The sequence below is a fragment of the Kribbella sp. NPDC004536 genome, from assembly GCF_042873835.1.
Classification (GTDB): domain Bacteria; phylum Actinomycetota; class Actinomycetes; order Propionibacteriales; family Kribbellaceae; genus Kribbella.
The window spans coordinates 329,359-348,350 of the sequence record NZ_JBIALY010000002.1 but is presented as its reverse complement, the minus strand read 5'-3'; the positions used below and the strand labels follow the sequence as shown (position 1 = coordinate 348,350).

The window sequence follows — 18,992 nt, the reverse complement described above, 5'->3', positions numbered from 1 at the left end:
GAACAGGTGACAGACATCGAGGATCCCGGCAGTACCGCGGACGCCGAGCCCTCGGCCCAGGCTGAGTCCTCGACCCAGGCTGAGTCCTCGACCCAGGCTGAGTCCGGGCGATCGGCGGACGTCTTCTCGCGGCTCGCGCTGGAGATGCACGAGGCGGAGGGCATCGAGGAGACCGTACAGGCGGTGGTCGACTTCGCACTCCAGGCGCTCAACTGCGACTACGCCGGCGTCGCCCTCCGGACCTCCGGCGGCGGTCTGGAGATCCCGGCGGTCACCGCGCCGGTGGTGGCCGAGATCTACGAGTTCCAGACGGCCGGCGGCGACGGCCCGCTGGTGTTGTGCATGGCGGAGCGGGCAACGGTCCTGGTGCCGGACACCGTACTGGACGCGCGTTGGCTCGACTGGGCCAAGCGGGTCCTCGAGCTCGGGGTCCGCAGCGTTCTCGACGTACCGCTGTGGACGTCGTCCGGGCCGGTCGGGGTGCTCGGCCTTTACAGCAAGCGTCCGGACGCCTTCGGTGCGGACGAGATCGCGGTCGCGTACATCCTTGCCAGGCACGCCGCGGTGGCCATGGCGACCGCCCGGCGCGAACAGCACCTGCAGGTCGCGGTGGACGCCCGGAAGCTCGTCGGGCAGGCGATGGGCATCCTGATGGAGCGCTACAACCTGACGGGAGACCAGGCCTTCCAGGTGCTGCGCCGCTACTCCCAGGACACCAACACCAAACTCCGTGAGGTCGCGCAGCAACTCATCGACAGTCGCCGCCTACCGTCCGGCCAGTAGTACTACCGTGCAGGCAATCAGGCCTGCGATCGAGTACGCGGCGTAGTCGTTGACGGAGCCCGTGTGCAGGCGCCGGAGGAGCGTGATGGCGCGTGGCTCGGGGCGGCGTACGTACCAGCTGCACAGGAGAACGCCCGCGACGATACAGCCGACCGCGATCAGGAGTTCGTCGGGCGCGAAGTACTTGAACTCCGGTGTGGTCACGTGGACGGTGGCACTTCCGGCGAGCGCTGCGGCGGCGTACGCGTGCTGGTCGAGTAGTACGGCGGCTGCGGGCGCGGCGACGTGGTTCACCACGAAGCGCGGCAGTACGCCGAACGCCACGCAACCGGCCGCCAGTACGCCGAACGCGATCAACGCGCCGGGCCGCCTGCGCTCCAGCGGGTCGTACTCGTCGTCGCGTCGCCGGAAGAACGCCAGGTACGTCGCCCTGCCGAGCGCGGCCACCGTCAGGACCTGCGCAACCAGTACCGCAGCGAACGCGGCCGGATACTCGGAGCGGAGCGCGTCGTGGATGAGCCCGAGCGATGCATAGCCGTTCAGCGGCGGCACGCCCGCGATCGACGCCGTACCGAGCAGGAACGCCGCGGTCGCCAACGGCCGATGCCGCGCCAGGCCGCCCATCTGCGACAACCTGGTCATCCCGGTGGCGTGGACAATCGCGCCGGCGCACAGGAACAGCAGCGTCTTGAACAGAGCGTGATCGATCAGGTGATAGACGAACCCTGTGACAGCCGTCAGCGACCCCGCGCCGACCGCTGTCAGCAGGACGCCCATCTGCGAGACGGTGTCGTACGCCAGCAACCTCTTCAGGTCGTCCTGGCCCAGAGCGAGCGCGGCGCCGGCGATCGCCGAGACCGGGCCGAGGACCAGCAGGATGGCGGGTAACGCGGTCCGATGGACGGCGTACACGTCCAGTGCGACTCGTGCGATCGCGACGACGCCGAGGTTGACCATCAGTCCGGAGAACATCGCCGAGACCGGGCCCGGCGCCGCGGAGTGCGCGTCGGCCAGCCAGCCGTGGAACGGCATCAGCCCGGCCTTCGTACCGAAGCCGGCGAGCAGTAGCCCGAGAGCGACCAGGTCCGCCGTACTGGCATTGTCGGCCAGGGCGTGCTGGAGCTGGCCGAGGTTCAGGGCGCCGTGACCGGAGTAGAGCAGCGCGGTGGCGACGAAGACGAAGAAGCCCGCCAGGTTGGTCAGCACCATCATCTTGAAGGTTGCCTCCAGCGCCCACGGACGTTCGAGGAAGAACCCGGTCAGGCCGTAGCTCGCGAGCGCCGCGACCTCGAACCACACGAACAGGTTGAGCAGGTCGGCGGTCAGCGCCGTACCGATCATTGCTGCGAGCAACAGTTGCGCGAGGCACGCGTACCAGCCGGCCTCGTGGGCGCCGAGGCCGCCGAGCTCGGACAGACTGTAGAGCAGGAGCAACGTACCGATCGTTGCGGTCAGCAGCGCGTAGGTTAGCCCGAGCGGTGGGCCTCGCGCCAGGTGGTTACGGTCAGGTCGTCCTCGCGGGTATCGGCCGCCCGGGCGGCGCGTTCAGTCGGGCCGACAGGTACGTCGCCAGGATGCTCGTACTGCTGCTCCTCCAGCCCGGCCTCTTCCTCGCCGAAGTACTCACGCCGCCGTTCCCGATGCCGCGCGAGCAGCAACACACTGACCACCGCCGCCAGCAACAGAAACGTCTCACCGAACGTGTCAAAAGCCCGCGTCCCGTACACAACCTCACTAACCGGCTCCGTAGTACGCCAGTCAGGCAACGCCACCGTCATCGCCTGCCGCGCGATATCCGGGAGAGCAGCGCCCTCGCGCGGCAGTCCGACAACCGCGACACCAAGCACCCCCGCCGTCGCGACAGCGAGAACCCATCCGACAACAGCCCGCTTCATGGCCGTTCGTCCGGATCGTCGGCCGGTTCGCCGAGTTCCGTACGATCCTCGACGTCGGTCCGAGTCTTACCGATAGCAATCAGGTACAGCGTCGGCAGCGCGATCGCCCCGACCACGATCTGCGCGTGCGCATCGTCCGGCGCACCGAGTACGACGAACAGCAGACCGAGTACGGTCCCGACGAGCGACAACGCCATCGCCGCACCGGCCAGATTACGCAACCTGACCACGAGCACCGCCCCGGTCAGCACAACGGCGAGACACAGGTAGTCGAGTACCCAGAACATCACGACCTCCCCCGGTCCCGCGGCTCGTCGGCCACCGCGCCCGACCACTGACGGATACCTGTCTTGTACGCCGCTCGCCCCAGCGCATGCGACGCCGCCGGATTGAGGATCAGCAGCAAGAACCCAACGATCAGTGCATGTACGCCGTACTGCGACAACAACCCCTTGCCAACAGCAACCGCAAGCAACACCGGCAAGGCGCCCATCGTGACGACCTTCGACGTGCACTGGATGCGCGAGTAGACATCAGGCATCCGCAGCACGCCGACCGCCCCGGAAAGCGAGAAGAACAGGCCGACCAGCGACAGTACGACCACGATTGCCGTCCTCACAACAAACCACGCTCCAGAAATCGAGCCCAGACAAGCGCGCCCAAGTACCCGAACGACGCCATCCACAGCGCAACGTCCAGGTAAATCGTCCGATCCGCATACGCAGCAAAGAACAAAAACGCCAGCGTCGCCTGCGTAGACACCGCATTGAGCGCGACCACCCGATCAGTAACCGAAGGCCCCACCGCAACCCGCCCCACCAACACCCCCGCCACCAAAACCTCCAAAACCGCAACCACCCCAAAAACCTCAACCATCACCCTCACCACCCCCACCAGAACCCCCGTCCCCACCCCCAGCACCGTCGTTCCCACCGCCGGCGGCATTGCCAGGAGTTCCGGGCGTACCGTTCGCATCACCCGCGCGGGTCAGCGCAGCGATCCGGCGTTCCAGTGGGCCGTTGATCTCGTCGTACCGTCGGCCTTCTGCCGGCACGGCGATGCAGTGGTACACCAGCTCGTGCCGCGACCGGTCCAAATCGACGATCTGGTTGTCGACGATCAGCGAGCTGACGATCCCCACCGCAGCGACCCGCCCCTCATCCCCGAACCGGGTCCGCACAATCACCATCCCAGTTGCCAACGGCAACGACGGCGTCCAGATCCGCCGCGCCAGCGAGAAGTTGGCCCGTACCACCTTGTAGGCAACAAACCCCGTGAGCCGAAGCATCGACACCATCCGCCACGGACGAGCGACCGGCCCGAGCGGCGCGAGCGACCACGCGACCAGCAGACTGACACCCAGCCCGACCGCAACCGCTTCAACGGTCAACAATCCGGTCAGCGCCAACCAGATAAGGAAACACCAGAACGTCAGCGCCCCGACCGTCGTCGCACGCCTCGCCATCCAGTACTCCCTTCCGCACCCGAAGCGGTACCCGCGATCGCATCCGCGCATTCGTTGCCTTCTGACAACGATGCCGGGTTGACGTGGACCGGAATCAGGGGTCCTATGAAGGGGCAAGCCCTCCAACAGCGCGGGGCCGCCCCGTCCAGTCCGCAAGGACAGGTTGATGGACGAACTTCACGGCACAGCCGACCGCGATCCTGCGGTATTCACGCACGCCCCGCAGCCGGCCAGAAGTTCACCCGGGCAATCACGTCCCCCGCGCAACTGTCCGGTCGCTCGCGACCGGCGCTGGTAGCTCGGTCGAGCCGGGACACGTCGAGTGCGGTTGGCACGAGAACTGGGTCTCGCGCATCCCGGCCCCCCGAGCACCACACACGGCATTCCGTTCGGCGACCCCGCACGTCACCACACACAGCCGCCCCGCACGTCACCACACACCGCCGCCCCGCACGTCACCACACGCGTCACCACGCGGGGCCGCCCCCGTACGCCACCACCCCCAACCGCCACGCGCCGCCAGACAACCGCCCCGCACAACCGCGCCGCACACAAACGCGCCGGGCATCGCCACGCCGCGCGCCACCACGCACAGCCTCCACGCACGCCCGCCCCGCACGTCACCACGCACGTCACCACGCGGGGCCGCCCCCGTACGCCACCACCCCCAGCCGCCACGCGCCGCCAGACAGCCGCCCCGCACAACCGCGCCGCACACAAACGCGCCGCGCGCCACCACGCCGCGTGCCACCACGCACAGCCTCCTCGCACGCCCGCCCCGCACGTCGCCACGCTTGGCGACGCCGCGCGTCACCACGCACAGGCTCCGCACACGCCCGCCCCGCACGTCACCTCACACGCCCGCCCCGTACGTCTCCACGCACAACCGCGCCGGGCGTCGCCACGCATGGCCTCGCCGCGGACGGGCACCGGTACGGGATCAGTTCCGTTCGCGAGGAGGCTGAGATGAACACGATCCCGAATCCACCAGGCCCGGTACCACCACTCGGCGACCCGGACCGCCTCGATCCCACCGCACCCGAGGACGACCCGGACAGGTCGCCGGACCCCGATCCGGAACCCGACCCTGACGAGGACCCCGACGAACAACTGCCCCGCGGCAGCTAGGTACAAGCAGCCGCCACGTCAATGCCGGTGATCGGCTGCCAACTGGTCACGGATCGGCGACCGATCCCGTCCACCGGCACCAGACTCACTCCCCCTCGACCTCAGGCATCCCGGCCGGCAGCAGTACGCCCATCGCCAGCACGCCCCTCCGGCGCACGGCCCTCCCGCGCACGGCCCTCCAACGTTCGGACCTCCGGTGCACGGTCCTCTGGCGTACTGGCCTTCGACTTATCCTCCGGTGTGCTGAGCGGGTCGAGGCTCATCCGGCGGCTGCGCGACAGGTACAGCGTCCCGCCGCCGACGATAAGAGCGACGACCAAGACGGCCGCCACAACCCAGACCGCGCCGTTGTAGTCCCGCGGACTCGAGTCCGCCGAACCCGGCGGATTGGGTGCCGGTGAGTTCGAACCCAACGTCGGAGACGGCGACGGCGCCGCTTGCGCACTTGCCGAACCAGCCACGGCGGGCGCCAGTGCAAACACCAACAGAGCCGCCGCGGCAACCATTCGCCACGCTCTGCTCATCATGACTTTCCGGTTCCCGCGATGCCTAACACCAAACGACCCCGACACCGGTCGTGACCTGCCCAACACCGTTGATCCGATCATCGAACGCCACAGTCAGACGTACGCCGAACAACCCGGAATCCGCCCAACCGACAAGCCATCGCCAGTACCAACTCCTCGTACTCTCCTCAGCGCAGCTCAGCTGAGACCGCCGTCGCCACCATGCGTGAGTTGCTCGCCGCCGACTGCCGGACACAGCGTCCGACAACCGAAACAACCTCGCAGGACCGCACGGACGCCGCGAGCACTGTCGCCCGTACGACGAACGCACGCCGACCATGCCGCCGAACTCGCCGAACTCGTCGAACACCGCCTCGACCGCCGGAACGGCCACCACCGCAAACTGCACGATCTCGGACGCCTACGGCAATTGCTCCGGAATTGAAAGGCATCGGCCGGACGGCGCAGACATCTACCTCGGCTAGGCCCGGCCGTCTACGCCGGCTAGCGCCGTACGTCGACCAACGCGCGACGGAAAGGGCGCAACGACCCGGCCTGACGAAGCGCCCGCGCTCCGACAACCCGCGCCGACAACGCAGCCCGCAACGCATCACTCGCGACCGCGCTCCCGCCTGTCCCGCGACCAGAACGCCGCCAACGACCTCAAGCACCAACTCGCGAATCGTTAGCACGAACGGTATGCCGGGCACCGCACTGGTATGGCTACCAAACGACCTGACGACATCGGAGACCTCCGGCTGGCAACCGTCTGCGTGAACGCGACCGACATGAACCGCGCCGCCGACTTCTGGTCAGCAACGCTCGGCTACAGCCGGCCGGACCGGATCCGCGACCACGACCAGTTCGCCAAGCTGGAGGATCCCGACGGCACAGGCCCGACCGTACTGCTGCAGCGCGCCGAGGCAATCCCCACCGCGCCGGCCCCGGTTCACCTCGACCTGTACACCTCGGAACGCGACATCCACATCGATCGCCTGCTCCAACTCGGCGCGACCCGTCCCGAACGCTGGCCCTACCCCGACGAACACGACTTCGTAGTACTGCGGGACACCGAGGGCAACGAGTTCTGCGTCATCGCGGTGAGCTGACATGGACTGGCGAGAGCTGCACTCAACCGATGCGGACCGAACCTTCGTGGTGATCGGCGAGACCGGCGACGACGCGGTCGAAATTCTCAACGGCTTCGCCCAGGACCAGCAACTCGGCGCGGCGCAGATCACGGCAGTCGGGGCGTTCCGGCGCGCGACCGTCGGGTGGTTCGACCGGGACGCGAAGGACTACCGCCGGATCGAGGTCGACGAGCAGTGCGAGTTGCTTTCGCTGATCGGTGACATCGCGATCTCGGACGACGGCCCGATGGCGCACGTACACGCCGTACTAGGCCTGTCCGACGGCCAGGTCCGCGGCGGTCACCTGCTCGCAGGCGAGGTCATGCCAACCCTCGAGGCGATCATCCACGAGTCCCCGGCCCACCTCCGCAAAACCCAACACCCCGAACTAGGCCTCGCCCTCATCGACCTCCCCCGCTCGCGCTGACCCCACCCACCGCCGCTCATGCCCGGAATCTCATCGGTCGTCGGTAAGGAATCGGCTCGGGTCGCCGGCCGCACTCGCCGACGACGCAAGCCAGGCCTGCAGCCCGTCCGGGTCGCGACGCTCCAGCTCGTCGAGGCACCGTTGCCGGGCCATCACGACGCGAAGACGCGCCTTGGCCGTCGGAGCCTGATTCAGTGCGCGATAGCTGTCCAGCCACACGCGGCAAAGTTCACTCGTACTAACCGTTGCCTCCGGCATCCTCTCCGTACGCCCGCGGCCAAGGCGTGCACCGTACAGGCGAACAGCCGACGGCGAGGTCGCGAGTACGACGCCGAGCAGCGCCAAAGCGCCCGCACCGAGGAATTTGATCAGTACCACGGCCCCGACAGCCACCAGATAACCCGCCATCGTCAGCTTCACAACATGCAGCCGACGCGCTCGCGGGCTCTCAGCCGCCACCGTCTCGGCGCCGATCGCCAGCATCAGCCCGAACGGTACGGCGAGCGCCGCCAGGATCATCCAGATCACCGCCGGCAACATCAGCAACCCGGCACCCAGCGCCAGCAGCAGAAGCCCACCGGCAACGGTCCGCCACATCCACCGATAAGTACGCATCCAAATCAGGCGTAATCGCGGACGGCGTCGGTACCGGCTTGGCGAGCACTGTGCGCGCAGCAAGAGATCTCGTCCTGACGCTGTACGCCGCTCCCGAGCACGCAGCACCCACGATGCACACACGCCGACACGATCGCATGCACCGCACATTCGATGCTGTCGAAGATGCGCGCCGTCCGGTCCCCCGTGATCACCGCGAAAGATCCGCCGTACTCGTTCCCGCGAACCCCACACGCCGCCATCCAACACCTCCCAGCTCACGCCGTACCGCGCCTCAGATCAAGACCGCTCCGCGTCGGTGCCCACGCCACCCCGACGTATGCACCCACATCAAGCCCCCATCACGTCCGGTCAAGTCCTGCCATAGGCCCGCCCGAAGGTTCCCTCCATCACCCCGACACTCCGACCCAACTAAGGCCCGCCGGCCCCCATCAACCGACACCGCACAGCCCCTCCGCATACGAGCCCTCCGCATACGAGCCCTCTGCCTACGGACTCTCCGCGTACGAACTCTCCGCGTGCGGGCGCGCTGTGTACGGGCGCTCTGTGTACGGGCGCGCGCTGCGTACGGGCGCGCTCTGGGTACGCCACCTCTTCGAGGCCTCTCCGCAGGCACCCGCTCCGCGACAAGGTCTCCGCAGAGGTTCTCTCCCGACGCGCCTCCCCCGCACCCACCACCTCCCGACAGGCTCCTCCCCCAGAGAGCCATCCCCACATTGCCCCGCACCCGCCCGCGGGCCCCTCCCCGCAGGCCAGCCTCGTACAGGCACTCGCCGGCACCCCTCCACCCGAACACGCCGAGTCCCAGAGGCGGCCAGCACTGCGTGCGCTTCCCACAGGCGAGCCCTGAACGGGTCAGCTCTACGCAGAGCTGGCTCTGCACAGGGTTGGTCGGTTCTGGTTGGCCTGGTTCAGGTGAGGGTCGCCGGCTCGTTCCAGGGATCGACCGGAGTCAGCTTCGCGTACTCATCTGGTTGCTTGTGGTGCTGTCCGGGTGGGAGGGGCTCGCCCCAGATCGCGAGGTAGGTCGCGGCGCGCAACGCCTTCTCGTCCTCGGTCGGTGGTTCGATGAGCGAGCGGTGAATGGTTGTACGGCGCTCAGGTCGAACCTCGACGCCAGGCTCGTGCGCGGCTGGTCGCCTCGCGCCGTTGGGCTCAGGTCGACTGTCTGCGCCGGTCTCGGGCGCGGCTGGTCGCGTAGTGCCGTTGCGTTCGGGTGGAGCGTCGACGCTTGAGTTGCCCATGGCTGGGTGGCTGACGGGGTTGGGTGGTGACTTGGTGGCTTGAGATGGTGCTGGGTGGGGTGGTGGGTTGGCCCAGGTTGGGCGGGTGACGTGGACGGTGTCGTTGGTGATGGTGAGGTGCCAGTGGCCGTTGTGGACGTCGGTGTGGTGCCTGCGGCAGAGCAGGGCCAGGTTCCAGACGGCGGTGATGCCGCCGTCGATCCAGTGGGTGAGGTGGTGGGCGTCGCACATGACGGGTGGGGCTCCGCAGACGACGCAGCCGCGGTCGCGGGTGTTGAGGGCGCGGCGGATGGGTTTGGTGACGAGGCGTTCGCAGCGGCCGACGTCGAGGGGTTCGGATCTGGAGCCGAGCACGATCGGGATGACGTTGGCGTCGCAGGCCAGGCGGCGGATGGCGGCCGCGGACAGGCCGTTGCTGTAGACGGTCTGCCCGATCGCGTCGGCGGTGGCGGTTTTCAGGTCGTCCAGGTCGATGGTGACGGTGATGTTCGCCTTCGCGCCGAACCCTGGCACGACCTCGCCGCAGGCCCCGGCGCCCTGGGTCACTGAGCGAGCTGCCGCGGCACGGTCCGGCTCCGGCGGCGCGGTGCCGCTGCCCGGTGCGTGACTGGCCGCCGGGGTCGTGCCCGTCTCACCGGCCGCATCAGCACCGGCCGCCGTCCCCGCCTTCCTACCTGCCGCCGTACCTGCCGCCGTGCCTGCCGCCGTGCCTGCCGCCGTACCCGCCTCCGTACCCGCCTCCGTACCCGCCTCCCTACCTGCCGCCGCTCCCGCCGCCGTGCTCGCCGTGCTCGCCGTGCTCGCCGTTCCGGCCGGTGTGGCCGTGGTGGCCGGTGTGGTGGGGCGGGGGAGGGTGGGGGAGGGGGTGCCGGTGTCGAGGGGACCGCGGCCAGGGTGAGGGCGGTGGTGAGGGCGTCGGCTTGGCGTTTGGCGCGGGGGCGGGGGTCGGGGGCGCCGTCGACAGTTTTGTGGGGGCGGGCGCCGGTGGTGATCAGGGTGCGGAGGAGTTCGGCGTTCTCGTTGGCCAGGTAGCCCTTGAACTTCACACCGCGCTCGACCGAGCTCAAGGAGAGCGACTCGCGGGCGTAGGCCTTGTGTTCGTCGGGTTCGGGGCCGTCGGTGTCGAGAATGTCCCGGGCCTGGATCGCGGCCTTGCGCAGCTGCGTCGGCGGCAGATGGGTCAGCCGGGACAGTTCACATTCGGCGACCTCCAGATCGGCCACCGGCACCGTCGAGGGGGTCTTCTCCAGTTCCAGCACGATCGCCTCGGCCTGCGCGGGACGCAGTGCGACCTCGGACAGTTGCGCAGACACCACCGGGTACTTCGGCAACGCCAAAGCCAGTTGCACGTCACGACGAGCCCGGTAATGGTCCAGCCGGTAGCGGTACTCGAGGAACTGGACCGTGTCACGCGCACCGACACGCTCGGCATACCCGATCTTGTCCAGCGCCGCGATCAACCCCAACCGGTCCGTGTGCCGGCGGGCCAGGTCGGCGTCGGCCTGGTCGAGAGCGCGCACCAGCTCGTCCTCGGTCATCACCTCCGGCGCCTTGTCCATACCCAAGACTCTAGACACAGCCTCCGACAGTTTTCAAAGCCGATTCCCCTTATTTTTAAGGGAAATAGTTATCCACAGATTTGCTGGCGGCGATCGATCTGGGCGCCGGTTCGGTATCATGATCGGTACGGGGTATGACGTGGCGGCGGCGCGAATGGTGCGGGCCTGGATGGGAGGAGGCATTCGATCGCGGGAGCCGCCGGACTGGATTGTGGCGGCACGGGTCATGAGGGCCAGGTGGCGTCGGTGGGCTGTATGGCGGTCAAGGGCTGAATGGTTTGGTTCATCTGCTCGGCGGGCGTTCGAAGCCTGGGCGAGAGCTTGCGGAACGGTCAGATCTGGTTGCCTGCGGCAACGAGCTCTTCGACGTACGGTGGACCACAGGCGACGGGAGGGCAGCTGGTTCAGGGTGACCACGACGTCGCGCCGGTGCGGGCTGACGCCGAGCGCGCGGCTGGGGATCGCGTCGGGTGTCGGATGATGCCAGGGCGTTGCTGGGGATCGCGTCGGAGTCGTTCTTGCTGACCTGGCTCGCGGCGCCCGGTTGTGCTCGCGCAGGGGCAGCGCTCACGCTGATCGGGCTGCCGGGACCGGCGCTGTGCCGGACGGGGCGCGCGGGCCAGGTACATGCGGCGCGGGGCGCGCGGCCGCCGCCGACGTCGCGGACGCGGTACCGCAGCTGCTCGCGATCAGCTCTTGTACGACGCTCGCGGAGGCAGTAAGGCGATGTGAGGAAACACCTTGAGGCCTTCGCGGTGTTGACGGGCGTTGATCACCTGGATCGTTCTGCCGTGGGTGCCGTGCTGAACGGCGCGGCAGTCCGGCTGGCCGGTCACCAGCCTGCACGCGGTGCGGTGCTTCGGCTGAGTGGGCGTCAGAATGTAGGTCCGAGCTGGACGAGGCCGCACTCCGGCTGGGCGGTCGTCAGCTGGGAGCATCAGCCTGCACACCACTGTTGGACAGGGCGGTGTTCCGGGTGGGTGGACGTCAGCCTCTACACGCGTGCTGGACGGGGCCGTGCTTCGGGTGGGTGGGCGTCAGGTTGTGGGTCGTGTTGGATGGGGCGGGATTTCGGCTGGGTGCCGTCGGTGGCGCGGGCATGTGAAGGTGGGGCGGGGCGGTGGGGTTGGCGGGGCGCGAAGGGTGGGTGCGCTTGGTCGTGTGGCCACGGGATGGATTGGGGTTAGGGATGTCGGCGAAGGGCAAGGCCGTCTGTTCGCGTGGGGGCGGTGGGTTCCCGGGGCTCGCTCCGAGGGCGAGGGTTAGGGCCGATGTTCGGGTGGGCTGGCTGGTGGGCTGGCTCGGGTTGGGTTGTGGGTGGGGGCTGATCAGGTTGGGGGTGGCCGTTCGGGTGTTCGCAGGTTAGGGATTCTGGGAGGAGGGGTACGGCGGATTCGGCGGCCTTGTCTTGGATGGTGTCTGCGCGGTGGCGTAGTTTCAGGGCGATCGCGAGGGCGGGGAGACCGGCGATTGCGCAGAGTTCCAGTACGGTCAGGTCGCCGGTGGGGCGGGCGGGTCAGCGGCGGGCCACAGCCGGGTCGGGATGGATGCCGACCGCGTGCTGGCAGGCATGACGGACTCCTCGCCCACGGGCGGATGACCGGTGCCCGGGGGTGGGCTCCGGCAAACGGACTGTTGCTGGTTGACAACGAAGGATCGCTTGACGCGGCGGGGGTTCGGCTGTCTTATGGAGGCGGATCCTCCAACAGTGCGGGGTTCGGCGCCTGGCAGTCATTTCTGTTGCCAATGGCAACCGGCCCAGTCACCGGGCGTAGTCCGGTAGTGGAGGATCGATCGTATGCACGGTCAGCTCGCACGTGAGTTCGCGGAAACGTCAGCACGGTTGCACGACCGGAAGAGACCCGATGAGCTCCTCGAGGCGATCGTGGAGCTCGCCGCTCCGGCGGTTGGTTGCCCGCACGTCGGGCTGCTGTTGCTCTGTGGGCGGGGCCGTACGCTCAAGCCTGGGCGCTCGACGGATGCGCAGGCGGCGGAGGCGGATCAGGTACAGATCGCCGTACGGCAGGGCCCGTGCTGGTCGTGTCTCGCGCGTCCGGACGGTCCGCCCGAGGTCGTCGTCGACGACACGATCGACGACTCGCGCTGGCCGGCCTGGAACCGTCCCGTGCTCGAACTCGGGGTTCGTAGCGTACTGAGCTCACGCGTGGCGACGGCTGATCGGACGATCGGCTTCCTCACCTGGTACGACGATGCGCCGCACAGCTTCAGCGCGCACTCTGTCGCAGTCGCCCACCTCCTGGCCCTCCACGCCGCCCTGCCGCTCGCACACGCTCTCAAACACACAACAGCTCTCAACCACACGGCGACCCTCAAACACAGAGCGAGCTGACTACTCACCGGCGGCGTTCGCGGAGAAGCTCCGGGTCGCGTCCGGAACGGGCAACCGCGCGATCCAGCGAGGAATCGGCTGCGGTCGCAACGGGAGCTGCGTACCACTGGCCTGAGCTCAGGTCTTCGCCGCCACTGTCCAGCCAACGCAGCACGGTGTCCGGCACCTCGTCCGGGAACTCGGGCGTCTGGCCGGTCGCAACGGCGAGATCCCAGCTGTGCAACACGATCTCCTGCATCAGATGCGCGATCAGCCTGCGAACGTCGTAGTCCGGGCAGGGCGTCGGGTCGCCGAGCTGATCGGGATCGACGGCGCGGGCAAGGCGCTCGGCCTCGCGCACTGCAGCCACCAGCTGTTCGTGGATCTGTCGCATCGGCCCTACTCTCGGGTGTCTTGGTCGAGGAGTTTGTTCACGGAGCGTTCGAGGCCTGCCCGGGTGTGCTCGTCGTCGAGGTCGTCGCCGACACGGCGGACCGTCTCGGCGATCGTGCGGCCGTGTTCGAACTGCTCGAGGACGCGCGGATCGACGTACGACGAACGTGCCACCGCGGGCGTGTTGCCGAGATGGTCCGATACCTCGTCGAGCATCTCCTGTACGGCTGCGTTCAGCGCCTGCTTCGTGGCCGGCGGATCGGCTTCGGCCAGGTCCACCGCGGCGTGGACCGTCGCGGTCCAGGTACGCAGGTCCTTGACCGTGAAGTCGTCGCCTACGAGCTCGTGGAAGCGATCGTTGATCATGCCGGCGTCAATCTCGTGGTACCCGTCGCGGTCGCGGTACATCAGCAACCGCGGATGCCGCCCGCGTTTCAGCGATCGCACCGCCGCCACCAGCTTGTCGTCGTCCAGTTCGGCGGTACGGCGTTGCCCGCCTTTCGCGCGGAAGTCGAAGACCAGCTTCCCGTGGCTCACCCGTACGTCGCGGCGCAGCAACGTGGCAGCGCCGCGGCTCCCGTTCTCGTCGGCGTACTGCGTGTTGCCGGTCCGGAGGACGCCGTAGTCGAGCATGCGCAGCGCGACGGCCAGCACGCGCCGCCGGTCCAGCCCTTTCCGATCGAGGTCCGCGTCGACCGCCTCGCGGAACGCCGGGAGCTTGCGGGCCAGCTGCCGGACCCGGTCGTGCTTGCCGGCGTCCTGTGCCACCCGCCAGTCGTCGTGGTACAGGTACTGCCGGCGGCCGGCGTCGTCGGTGCCGACCGCCTGGATGTGGCCGTTCGGGAACGGGCAGATCCACACGTCGTCCCAGGCCGGCGGGATCGCCAGCGTACGGATCCGTTCGACCACCTCGGTGTCCTCGATGACGTTGCCCTCGGCATCGAGGTAGCTGAACCCGGTGCCGCGGCGCCGGCGGCTGAACCCGTCGGCGTGCGGATGGCTGCGCCGCAGTCGCATCGTGATCAGGCGACGGGTACGTCGGCGACGACGGCGTAGTGGTCGGAAGGCGGCCGGCCGTGGTCCTCGTCCAGACCCGCGAGGCGGGAGCCGCTGACGGTCAGGTGGTTCGTCAGGATGTAGTCGATCCGGTGGTCCTCGAGCCATTCGCCGTTGCCGAGGTACGGGTTGCGCGAGCTGTAGGTGACGCCGTCGTACAGCTGTGGTTGCCAGCAGTCGTCGAGAACCGCGAGCAACGGTTCGAGCTCCGGGCCACCAGGTGGTGTGTTGAGGTCACCGGCAACGATCACGTCGTCGCCGCCGGCCTTGAGCTCGGACACCAGCGCGGCCAGCGAGGTCGCCTGCTCGAACCGCTGCTGCTGGTGGTCCTCTTCCCAGTCCAGACAGCTGGTGATGAAGTGCAGACTGTCCGTCCCCAGCCGGATCTCGGCTCGCAACGCGACGGTTCCGGTCGACAACGTGTGCTGTTCGACGTCGACCAACGGGAACCGGCTCAGAATGCCCAGTCCCAGCTGTACGCCCGGATCGGGGTCCCGCGGCATCCGGGACGGAGCGAACACCGGCGTCATGCCGAGTTCGAACCCGAGCAGACCGGTCTGCGCCTCCGCGTCGCTGCTCCAGGTCTCCTGCAGGGCAACGAAATCAGGTCGTTGCCCGCGCACCGTTTCGGCGATCGCCCGCTGCCGTCGCAGCCACCGGTCACCGAAGCGTCCCCAGACGTTCCACGTCATGAACCTCACTGCTTTCTCACCTTCCTCGGGTCGCCCTCCCGGTACCCGCGACGACCCGAGAACACGCCGCTGCAAGCTACTCGTTCTTCTCCGCGGCTTGCTGCAGAGACGCGTAGATCAGTTGCAGGTAGTCGGATCCGGCGATCGCGGTGAGAGCGGACGCGGCGATCCGGGTGAAGCGCGGCGCGAACAGGAACCCGACGCTGAACCCCGTCGCCACCCAGACGGACAGGCAGAACGGACAGCTCACGAGCTCACCGACCGCATGCCGGAGCTGGCCGTGCTCGCGCACGTCCTCCATCACCTCGGCCGGTCCCCCGCTCTCGCGATACCGAGTGAACGGCATCCGCAACGGGCTGGTGATCGCGTCTTTGCTGACCAGCCGGGCCAGCTTGTGCGTCCCCGCGGTCATCAACAGCAACTCGTACGGCGAGATCCGCCGCCCACCCGTACCACGCCACGCCGCCACCACTCCCGCGGCACCCACCAGCGCACCGAACGCGGTCATCGCCACCGCATACCCACCCAGCGGCCGCGTCGCCCCCTGCCGATACTCGTCCGCCTCCGAACGAACCGATTCGGACACCTTCGTCATCACTCAGTCACCCCTTGCGGTCGGGTACGTGCACTCACCCGCGCGGTGCCCGAGCCGGCGGGCCTGGAATCCGCGGGTTAGCGGTCGGGGGGTCGGGCACTGGGTTGGTATGACTGTGAAGTTGAACGAGAAGGCGTTCGAGCATGCGAAGTTCCTGGTCGGGAAGGGGCAGACGGCCAAGGACGAGCGGGACGACTGGAGTGAGCACGCTCCGTCCGCGGACGAGCAGAACGCGTACCTGGACAAGCACGGGTGGCGTGACTACGGGCTGTGGTTCCTCGGTGTCGACACGGAGATGGACGAGGAGACCAAGGGGCACTACGAGTTCCCGTACGGCGACTTCCGGCGCGTACACCGCTGCGGGGTGATCAGTGCGGAGTCGCGGGCCGCGCAGTACGACCATCCCGACATCCAGCACGCGTTGGAGGAGATCCACAAGCTGCTGGATGGTGAGCACGGCTGAGAGCCACGACGCCCCCATGCACGGAGGATCTGCATGGGGGCGCCTGGATCCGGCAGAGCGGGCGGTCAGGTGAAGATGCTGACGCCATCGGGCCCGACCAGGAGGCCGATGACGATCAGCGCGATGCCCCACAGCACCGCACCACGGAAGATCGTCACGATTCCGGATACCACCAGGATCACCGCGATGATCCACAGAATGAATTCCATGGTCCTTTTCCTTTTTGCGGGCCGGGGAGTCTCCCGGCGGGACGAATCCCCGTGCGGACCGATCCGGTGCCCGCGCGACCGACCGGCAAACCGATGGTTTCGCGGCGGATCCGCCGGACACCTGGAGGTATGACGACTCTTCTGCCTTTCGCTTCCGCGCTGGACAGCGCACGGATCCTGCGCGACGTGCTCGGACCGGTCGTCGCCCAGGGACCGATCCTCCGCCGGCCGCGGCTCGGCACCCTGGCCGAACGACTGCACGCCGACGATCGCGCGCTGCGTCAGGCGCGCAGGCTGCGCCGCAGGTACGGCGACGGCCCGGTCCTGCTGCGGCTTCCCGGTCGTACGCTCGCGCTCGTGCTGGCGCCCGCGGACGTGCATCGCCTGCTCGCCGAGACGCCCGAACCGTTCGCCGCCGCGTCCGGCGAGAAGGTCGCCGCGCTGACGCACTTCCAGCCGCACGCCGTCCTGGTCACCAACTCGTCGCTGCGCGCAACGCGCCGGAAGCTGAACGAACAGGCGCTCGATGCCCACAGCCCGGTCCATCACCACGGTCACCGGTTCGTCGAGGTGGTACGGGAGGAGCTCGACGCACTGCACGCAACCCTCGGCTGGAACGACTTCCGCGCGATCTGGTCTCGCGTCGTACGGCGGATCGTCCTCGGTGACGCGGCCCGGGACAACGTCGTACTGACCACCCAGCTCGACCAGCTCCGCGCCGACGCGAACTGGGCTCAACTCGGGCCCAGCCACGACGAGCTCCGCACCCGCTTCCTCGCGTCGATCGCGCAGTACGTCGACAAGGCCGAGCCCGGAAGCCTCGTCGAATCCCTGTCCCTGCAACCCGAAGAGCTGGACCCGGCCGGACAGGTACCGCACTGGCTGTTCGCGTTCGATGCCGCGGGCATCGCGCTCTGGCGGTTGTTCGCCGTACTCGGCACCCGTCCGGCCCTGCTCGAGCCGATCGTCGCGGAGGCGTACCACCCGGAAGCCTCGCCGCTGCTCGCGTACGCAGGCGCCGCCGTCCAGGAGTCGCTGCGGCTCTGGCCGACCACGCTCGTCGTACTGCGCCAGTCAGGCGAGCCGACCGTCTGGAGAGACCGGGTCGCGCCAGCCGGTACCGAGTTCGCGATCGTCAGCTCGGTCTTCCACCGCGACGACGAAGCACTCGACTTCGCGAACGACTTCGAGCCCACGGTATGGCTCGACGGACGAGCCGACGGGACGTGGCCGATCTTCCCGTTCAGCGAAGGACCGGCCGGCTGCCCGGGGCGGAACGTCGTACTCCTCACGACCAGTACGGCAGTCAGCCGTGTCGCTACGCAGTACGACCTCGACGTCGATCCGGCCACCCGCGGGCGGCTGTCCGGCCCGATGCCCGGGACGTTCAACCACGCGAACATCCGGATCGGTTTCTGGCCGAAAAGGCCTTAGGCGACGCGGTAGGCAGCAGCCGCCGAGGGGCGCCAGGTCAGACCGTGGCCCGGTGAATCGGGCGGCGTCACGGCACCGTCGATCGGCGTCGGCAGGCCGTCGAACAGCATCGACTCGATGCGCGTGTGGTCGTGGAACCACTCCAGGTGCCGCAGGTTCGGTACAGCCGACAGCGCCGCGAGGTGGAGGCCCGGAGCGCAGTGCCCGGAAACCTCGAGCCCGTGCGCCTCGGCGACCGCAGCGACGCGGAGAAGCTCGGTGATCCCTCCGCAGCGGGTGACATCGGCCTGCAGACAGTCAACGGATCCGCACATCCGGGCGAAGTACACCAGGTCGTACCCGTACTCCCCCGCTGTCACGTCGATCCCGGTGTGGTCGCGAACCACTCGCAACCCGGCGAGGTCGTCCGACGACACCGGCTCCTCGAACCACGTCACGTCGTACTCCGCCAACCGCGAAGCCACCCGGCACGCCTGGCCGACCGTGTACCCACCGTTCGCGTCGACGTACAACTCCGAACGCTGGCCGACCACCTCCCGCGCCTGAGCGACCCGGGCCAAGTCCCGATCCTCGACCGCCCCGCTGCTCTCCCCGATCTTGATCTTCACCCGCGGGATCCCCTGCCCCACCCAACCGGACAGCTGATCCGCCAACTGCCGTTCGTCGTACGTCGTGAAGCCCCCGCTGCCGTACACCGGCACGCTGTCGTGCACCTCCCCGAGCAACCGGTGCAGCGGCAACCCGAGCAGCCGCGCCTTCAGGTCCCACAACGCACAGTCCACCGCCGACAGCGCCATCCCGGCCACCCCCGGCCGGCCGATGTTCCGTAACGCGGACCTCATCGCGTTCCACGACCCGGCGACGTCCATCGGGTCCCGTCCGGCGACCACTTTGGCGAGGTCACCGATGACGACAGTCGCGCAGGCCGGCGACCCGTACGTCCACCCGGTCCCGGTCACGCCGTCGGCCGAGACCTCCACCAGGACCAGCGTCGTACTGTCCCAGGCGAAGGTCCCGTCGCCGTCCGGCGCGTCGGTCGGGATCGTGTACGCCGACGCCCGCACGGCCC

At 68.5% G+C, this 18,992-nt stretch carries 23 protein-coding genes; 7 read left to right on the top strand and 16 right to left on the bottom strand.

The window, feature by feature from the left end; translation table 11 throughout:
• Nucleotides 1-6: 6 nt before the first annotated feature.
• Nucleotides 7-783: a GAF and ANTAR domain-containing protein gene (locus ACFYRU_RS16560; RefSeq protein WP_387659018.1), complete on the top strand. Its 777-nt coding sequence runs from the start codon at nucleotides 7-9 to the stop codon at nucleotides 781-783.
• Here ACFYRU_RS16560 and ACFYRU_RS16555 read toward each other — a convergent pair.
• Genes ACFYRU_RS16555 through ACFYRU_RS16530 form a run of 6 tightly spaced genes read right to left on the bottom strand, consistent with a single transcriptional unit; the run spans nucleotide 766 to nucleotide 4,143 of the window.
• On the bottom strand, nucleotides 766-2,217 hold the full coding sequence (locus ACFYRU_RS16555) for a proton-conducting transporter membrane subunit (RefSeq protein WP_387659016.1): 1,452 nt from the start codon (nucleotides 2,215-2,217) through the stop codon (nucleotides 766-768). The two genes, ACFYRU_RS16560 and ACFYRU_RS16555, sit on opposite strands and share 18 nt — an antisense overlap.
• 32 nt (nucleotides 2,218-2,249) lie before the next feature.
• On the bottom strand, nucleotides 2,250-2,678 hold the full coding sequence (locus ACFYRU_RS16550) for a hypothetical protein (protein WP_387659013.1): 429 nt from the start codon (nucleotides 2,676-2,678) through the stop codon (nucleotides 2,250-2,252).
• On the bottom strand, nucleotides 2,675-2,965 hold the full coding sequence (locus tag ACFYRU_RS16545; protein ID WP_387659010.1) for a Na(+)/H(+) antiporter subunit B: 291 nt from the start codon (nucleotides 2,963-2,965) through the stop codon (nucleotides 2,675-2,677). Before ACFYRU_RS16545 ends, ACFYRU_RS16550 begins: the two co-directional genes overlap by 4 nt.
• The gene (mnhG, locus tag ACFYRU_RS16540; RefSeq protein WP_387659008.1) at nucleotides 2,965-3,297 is read right to left on the bottom strand and encodes a monovalent cation/H(+) antiporter subunit G; all 333 of its coding nucleotides are present in this window, start codon (nucleotides 3,295-3,297) and stop codon (nucleotides 2,965-2,967) included. The genes ACFYRU_RS16545 and mnhG overlap by 1 nt, the downstream gene beginning before the upstream one ends.
• Nucleotides 3,294-3,554, bottom strand: coding sequence for a monovalent cation/H+ antiporter complex subunit F (locus ACFYRU_RS16535; protein ID WP_387662902.1), 261 nt, complete (start codon nucleotides 3,552-3,554; stop codon nucleotides 3,294-3,296). The genes mnhG and ACFYRU_RS16535 overlap by 4 nt, the downstream gene beginning before the upstream one ends.
• Nucleotides 3,547-4,143, bottom strand: coding sequence for a Na+/H+ antiporter subunit E (locus ACFYRU_RS16530; RefSeq protein WP_387659005.1), 597 nt, complete (start codon nucleotides 4,141-4,143; stop codon nucleotides 3,547-3,549). The genes ACFYRU_RS16535 and ACFYRU_RS16530 overlap by 8 nt, the downstream gene beginning before the upstream one ends.
• Nucleotides 4,144-5,109: 966 nt before the next feature.
• Here ACFYRU_RS16530 and ACFYRU_RS16525 point away from each other — a divergent pair.
• From ACFYRU_RS16525 to ACFYRU_RS16515, 3 genes are all read left to right on the top strand, one after another.
• Nucleotides 5,110-5,271, top strand: a complete 162-nt coding sequence (locus ACFYRU_RS16525; protein ID WP_387659002.1) for a hypothetical protein — start codon at nucleotides 5,110-5,112, stop codon at nucleotides 5,269-5,271.
• A gap of 1,225 nt (nucleotides 5,272-6,496) precedes the next feature.
• The gene (locus ACFYRU_RS16520) at nucleotides 6,497-6,886 is read left to right on the top strand and encodes a VOC family protein (protein ID WP_387658999.1); all 390 of its coding nucleotides are present in this window, start codon (nucleotides 6,497-6,499) and stop codon (nucleotides 6,884-6,886) included.
• Nucleotide 6,887: 1 nt separating this feature from the next.
• The gene (locus ACFYRU_RS16515) at nucleotides 6,888-7,334 is read left to right on the top strand and encodes a PPC domain-containing DNA-binding protein (RefSeq protein WP_387658996.1); all 447 of its coding nucleotides are present in this window, start codon (nucleotides 6,888-6,890) and stop codon (nucleotides 7,332-7,334) included.
• A 30-nt stretch (nucleotides 7,335-7,364) separates the two neighbouring features.
• Here ACFYRU_RS16515 and ACFYRU_RS16510 read toward each other — a convergent pair whose 3' ends face one another.
• The 4 genes from ACFYRU_RS16510 to ACFYRU_RS16495 all read right to left on the bottom strand — a co-directional run bounded on the left by ACFYRU_RS16510 (nucleotide 7,365) and on the right by ACFYRU_RS16495 (nucleotide 10,752).
• The gene (locus ACFYRU_RS16510; protein WP_387658994.1) at nucleotides 7,365-7,949 is read right to left on the bottom strand and encodes a hypothetical protein; all 585 of its coding nucleotides are present in this window, start codon (nucleotides 7,947-7,949) and stop codon (nucleotides 7,365-7,367) included.
• A gap of 5 nt (nucleotides 7,950-7,954) precedes the next feature.
• Nucleotides 7,955-8,191 carry a Rieske 2Fe-2S domain-containing protein gene (locus ACFYRU_RS16505; RefSeq protein ID WP_387658991.1) on the bottom strand — a complete coding sequence of 79 codons (237 nt, stop codon included), beginning with the start codon at nucleotides 8,189-8,191 and terminating at the stop codon, nucleotides 7,955-7,957.
• Nucleotides 8,192-8,860: 669 nt separating this feature from the next.
• Nucleotides 8,861-9,739: a DUF222 domain-containing protein gene (locus tag ACFYRU_RS16500; RefSeq protein ID WP_387658988.1), complete on the bottom strand. Its 879-nt coding sequence runs from the start codon at nucleotides 9,737-9,739 to the stop codon at nucleotides 8,861-8,863.
• The gene (locus tag ACFYRU_RS16495; protein ID WP_387658987.1) at nucleotides 9,736-10,752 is read right to left on the bottom strand and encodes a DUF222 domain-containing protein; all 1,017 of its coding nucleotides are present in this window, start codon (nucleotides 10,750-10,752) and stop codon (nucleotides 9,736-9,738) included. Before ACFYRU_RS16495 ends, ACFYRU_RS16500 begins: the two co-directional genes overlap by 4 nt.
• Nucleotides 10,753-12,550: 1,798 nt before the next feature.
• On the opposite strand from ACFYRU_RS16495, the gene ACFYRU_RS16490 reads away from it, so the two are divergent.
• Nucleotides 12,551-13,102: a GAF domain-containing protein gene (locus ACFYRU_RS16490; protein ID WP_387658985.1), complete on the top strand. Its 552-nt coding sequence runs from the start codon at nucleotides 12,551-12,553 to the stop codon at nucleotides 13,100-13,102.
• A 4-nt stretch (nucleotides 13,103-13,106) separates the two neighbouring features.
• Here the strand turns inward: ACFYRU_RS16490 and ACFYRU_RS16485 are convergent, their stop codons facing one another.
• From ACFYRU_RS16485 to ACFYRU_RS16470, 4 genes are all read right to left on the bottom strand, one after another.
• Nucleotides 13,107-13,475 (bottom strand): maleylpyruvate isomerase N-terminal domain-containing protein, encoded by a 369-nt coding sequence (locus tag ACFYRU_RS16485; protein WP_387658982.1) that lies wholly within the window; start codon nucleotides 13,473-13,475, stop codon nucleotides 13,107-13,109.
• Nucleotides 13,476-13,480: 5 nt separating this feature from the next.
• Nucleotides 13,481-14,491, bottom strand: coding sequence for a DNA topoisomerase IB (locus tag ACFYRU_RS16480; RefSeq protein ID WP_387658980.1), 1,011 nt, complete (start codon nucleotides 14,489-14,491; stop codon nucleotides 13,481-13,483).
• A gap of 5 nt (nucleotides 14,492-14,496) precedes the next feature.
• Nucleotides 14,497-15,222, bottom strand: a complete 726-nt coding sequence (locus ACFYRU_RS16475; RefSeq protein WP_387658977.1) for an endonuclease/exonuclease/phosphatase family protein — start codon at nucleotides 15,220-15,222, stop codon at nucleotides 14,497-14,499.
• Between the two features lie 76 nt (nucleotides 15,223-15,298).
• Nucleotides 15,299-15,817 carry a DUF1360 domain-containing protein gene (locus ACFYRU_RS16470; protein ID WP_387658975.1) on the bottom strand — a complete coding sequence of 173 codons (519 nt, stop codon included), beginning with the start codon at nucleotides 15,815-15,817 and terminating at the stop codon, nucleotides 15,299-15,301.
• 109 nt (nucleotides 15,818-15,926) lie between these two features.
• On the opposite strand from ACFYRU_RS16470, the gene ACFYRU_RS16465 reads away from it, so the two are divergent.
• On the top strand, nucleotides 15,927-16,280 hold the full coding sequence (locus tag ACFYRU_RS16465; RefSeq protein WP_387658973.1) for a hypothetical protein: 354 nt from the start codon (nucleotides 15,927-15,929) through the stop codon (nucleotides 16,278-16,280).
• 65 nt (nucleotides 16,281-16,345) lie between these two features.
• Here ACFYRU_RS16465 and ACFYRU_RS16460 read toward each other — a convergent pair whose 3' ends face one another.
• Entirely contained in the window at nucleotides 16,346-16,489 is a 144-nt protein-coding gene (locus tag ACFYRU_RS16460) for a GPGG-motif small membrane protein (RefSeq protein WP_387658971.1), read from the bottom strand.
• A gap of 129 nt (nucleotides 16,490-16,618) precedes the next feature.
• On the opposite strand from ACFYRU_RS16460, the gene ACFYRU_RS16455 reads away from it, so the two are divergent.
• Entirely contained in the window at nucleotides 16,619-17,923 is a 1,305-nt protein-coding gene (locus ACFYRU_RS16455; protein ID WP_387658968.1) for a cytochrome P450, read from the top strand.
• Here ACFYRU_RS16455 and ACFYRU_RS16450 read toward each other — a convergent pair.
• The gene (locus tag ACFYRU_RS16450) at nucleotides 17,920-18,987 is read right to left on the bottom strand and encodes an enolase C-terminal domain-like protein (RefSeq protein WP_387658965.1); all 1,068 of its coding nucleotides are present in this window, start codon (nucleotides 18,985-18,987) and stop codon (nucleotides 17,920-17,922) included. The two genes, ACFYRU_RS16455 and ACFYRU_RS16450, sit on opposite strands and share 4 nt — an antisense overlap.
• Between the last annotated feature and the right edge of the window lie 5 nt (nucleotides 18,988-18,992).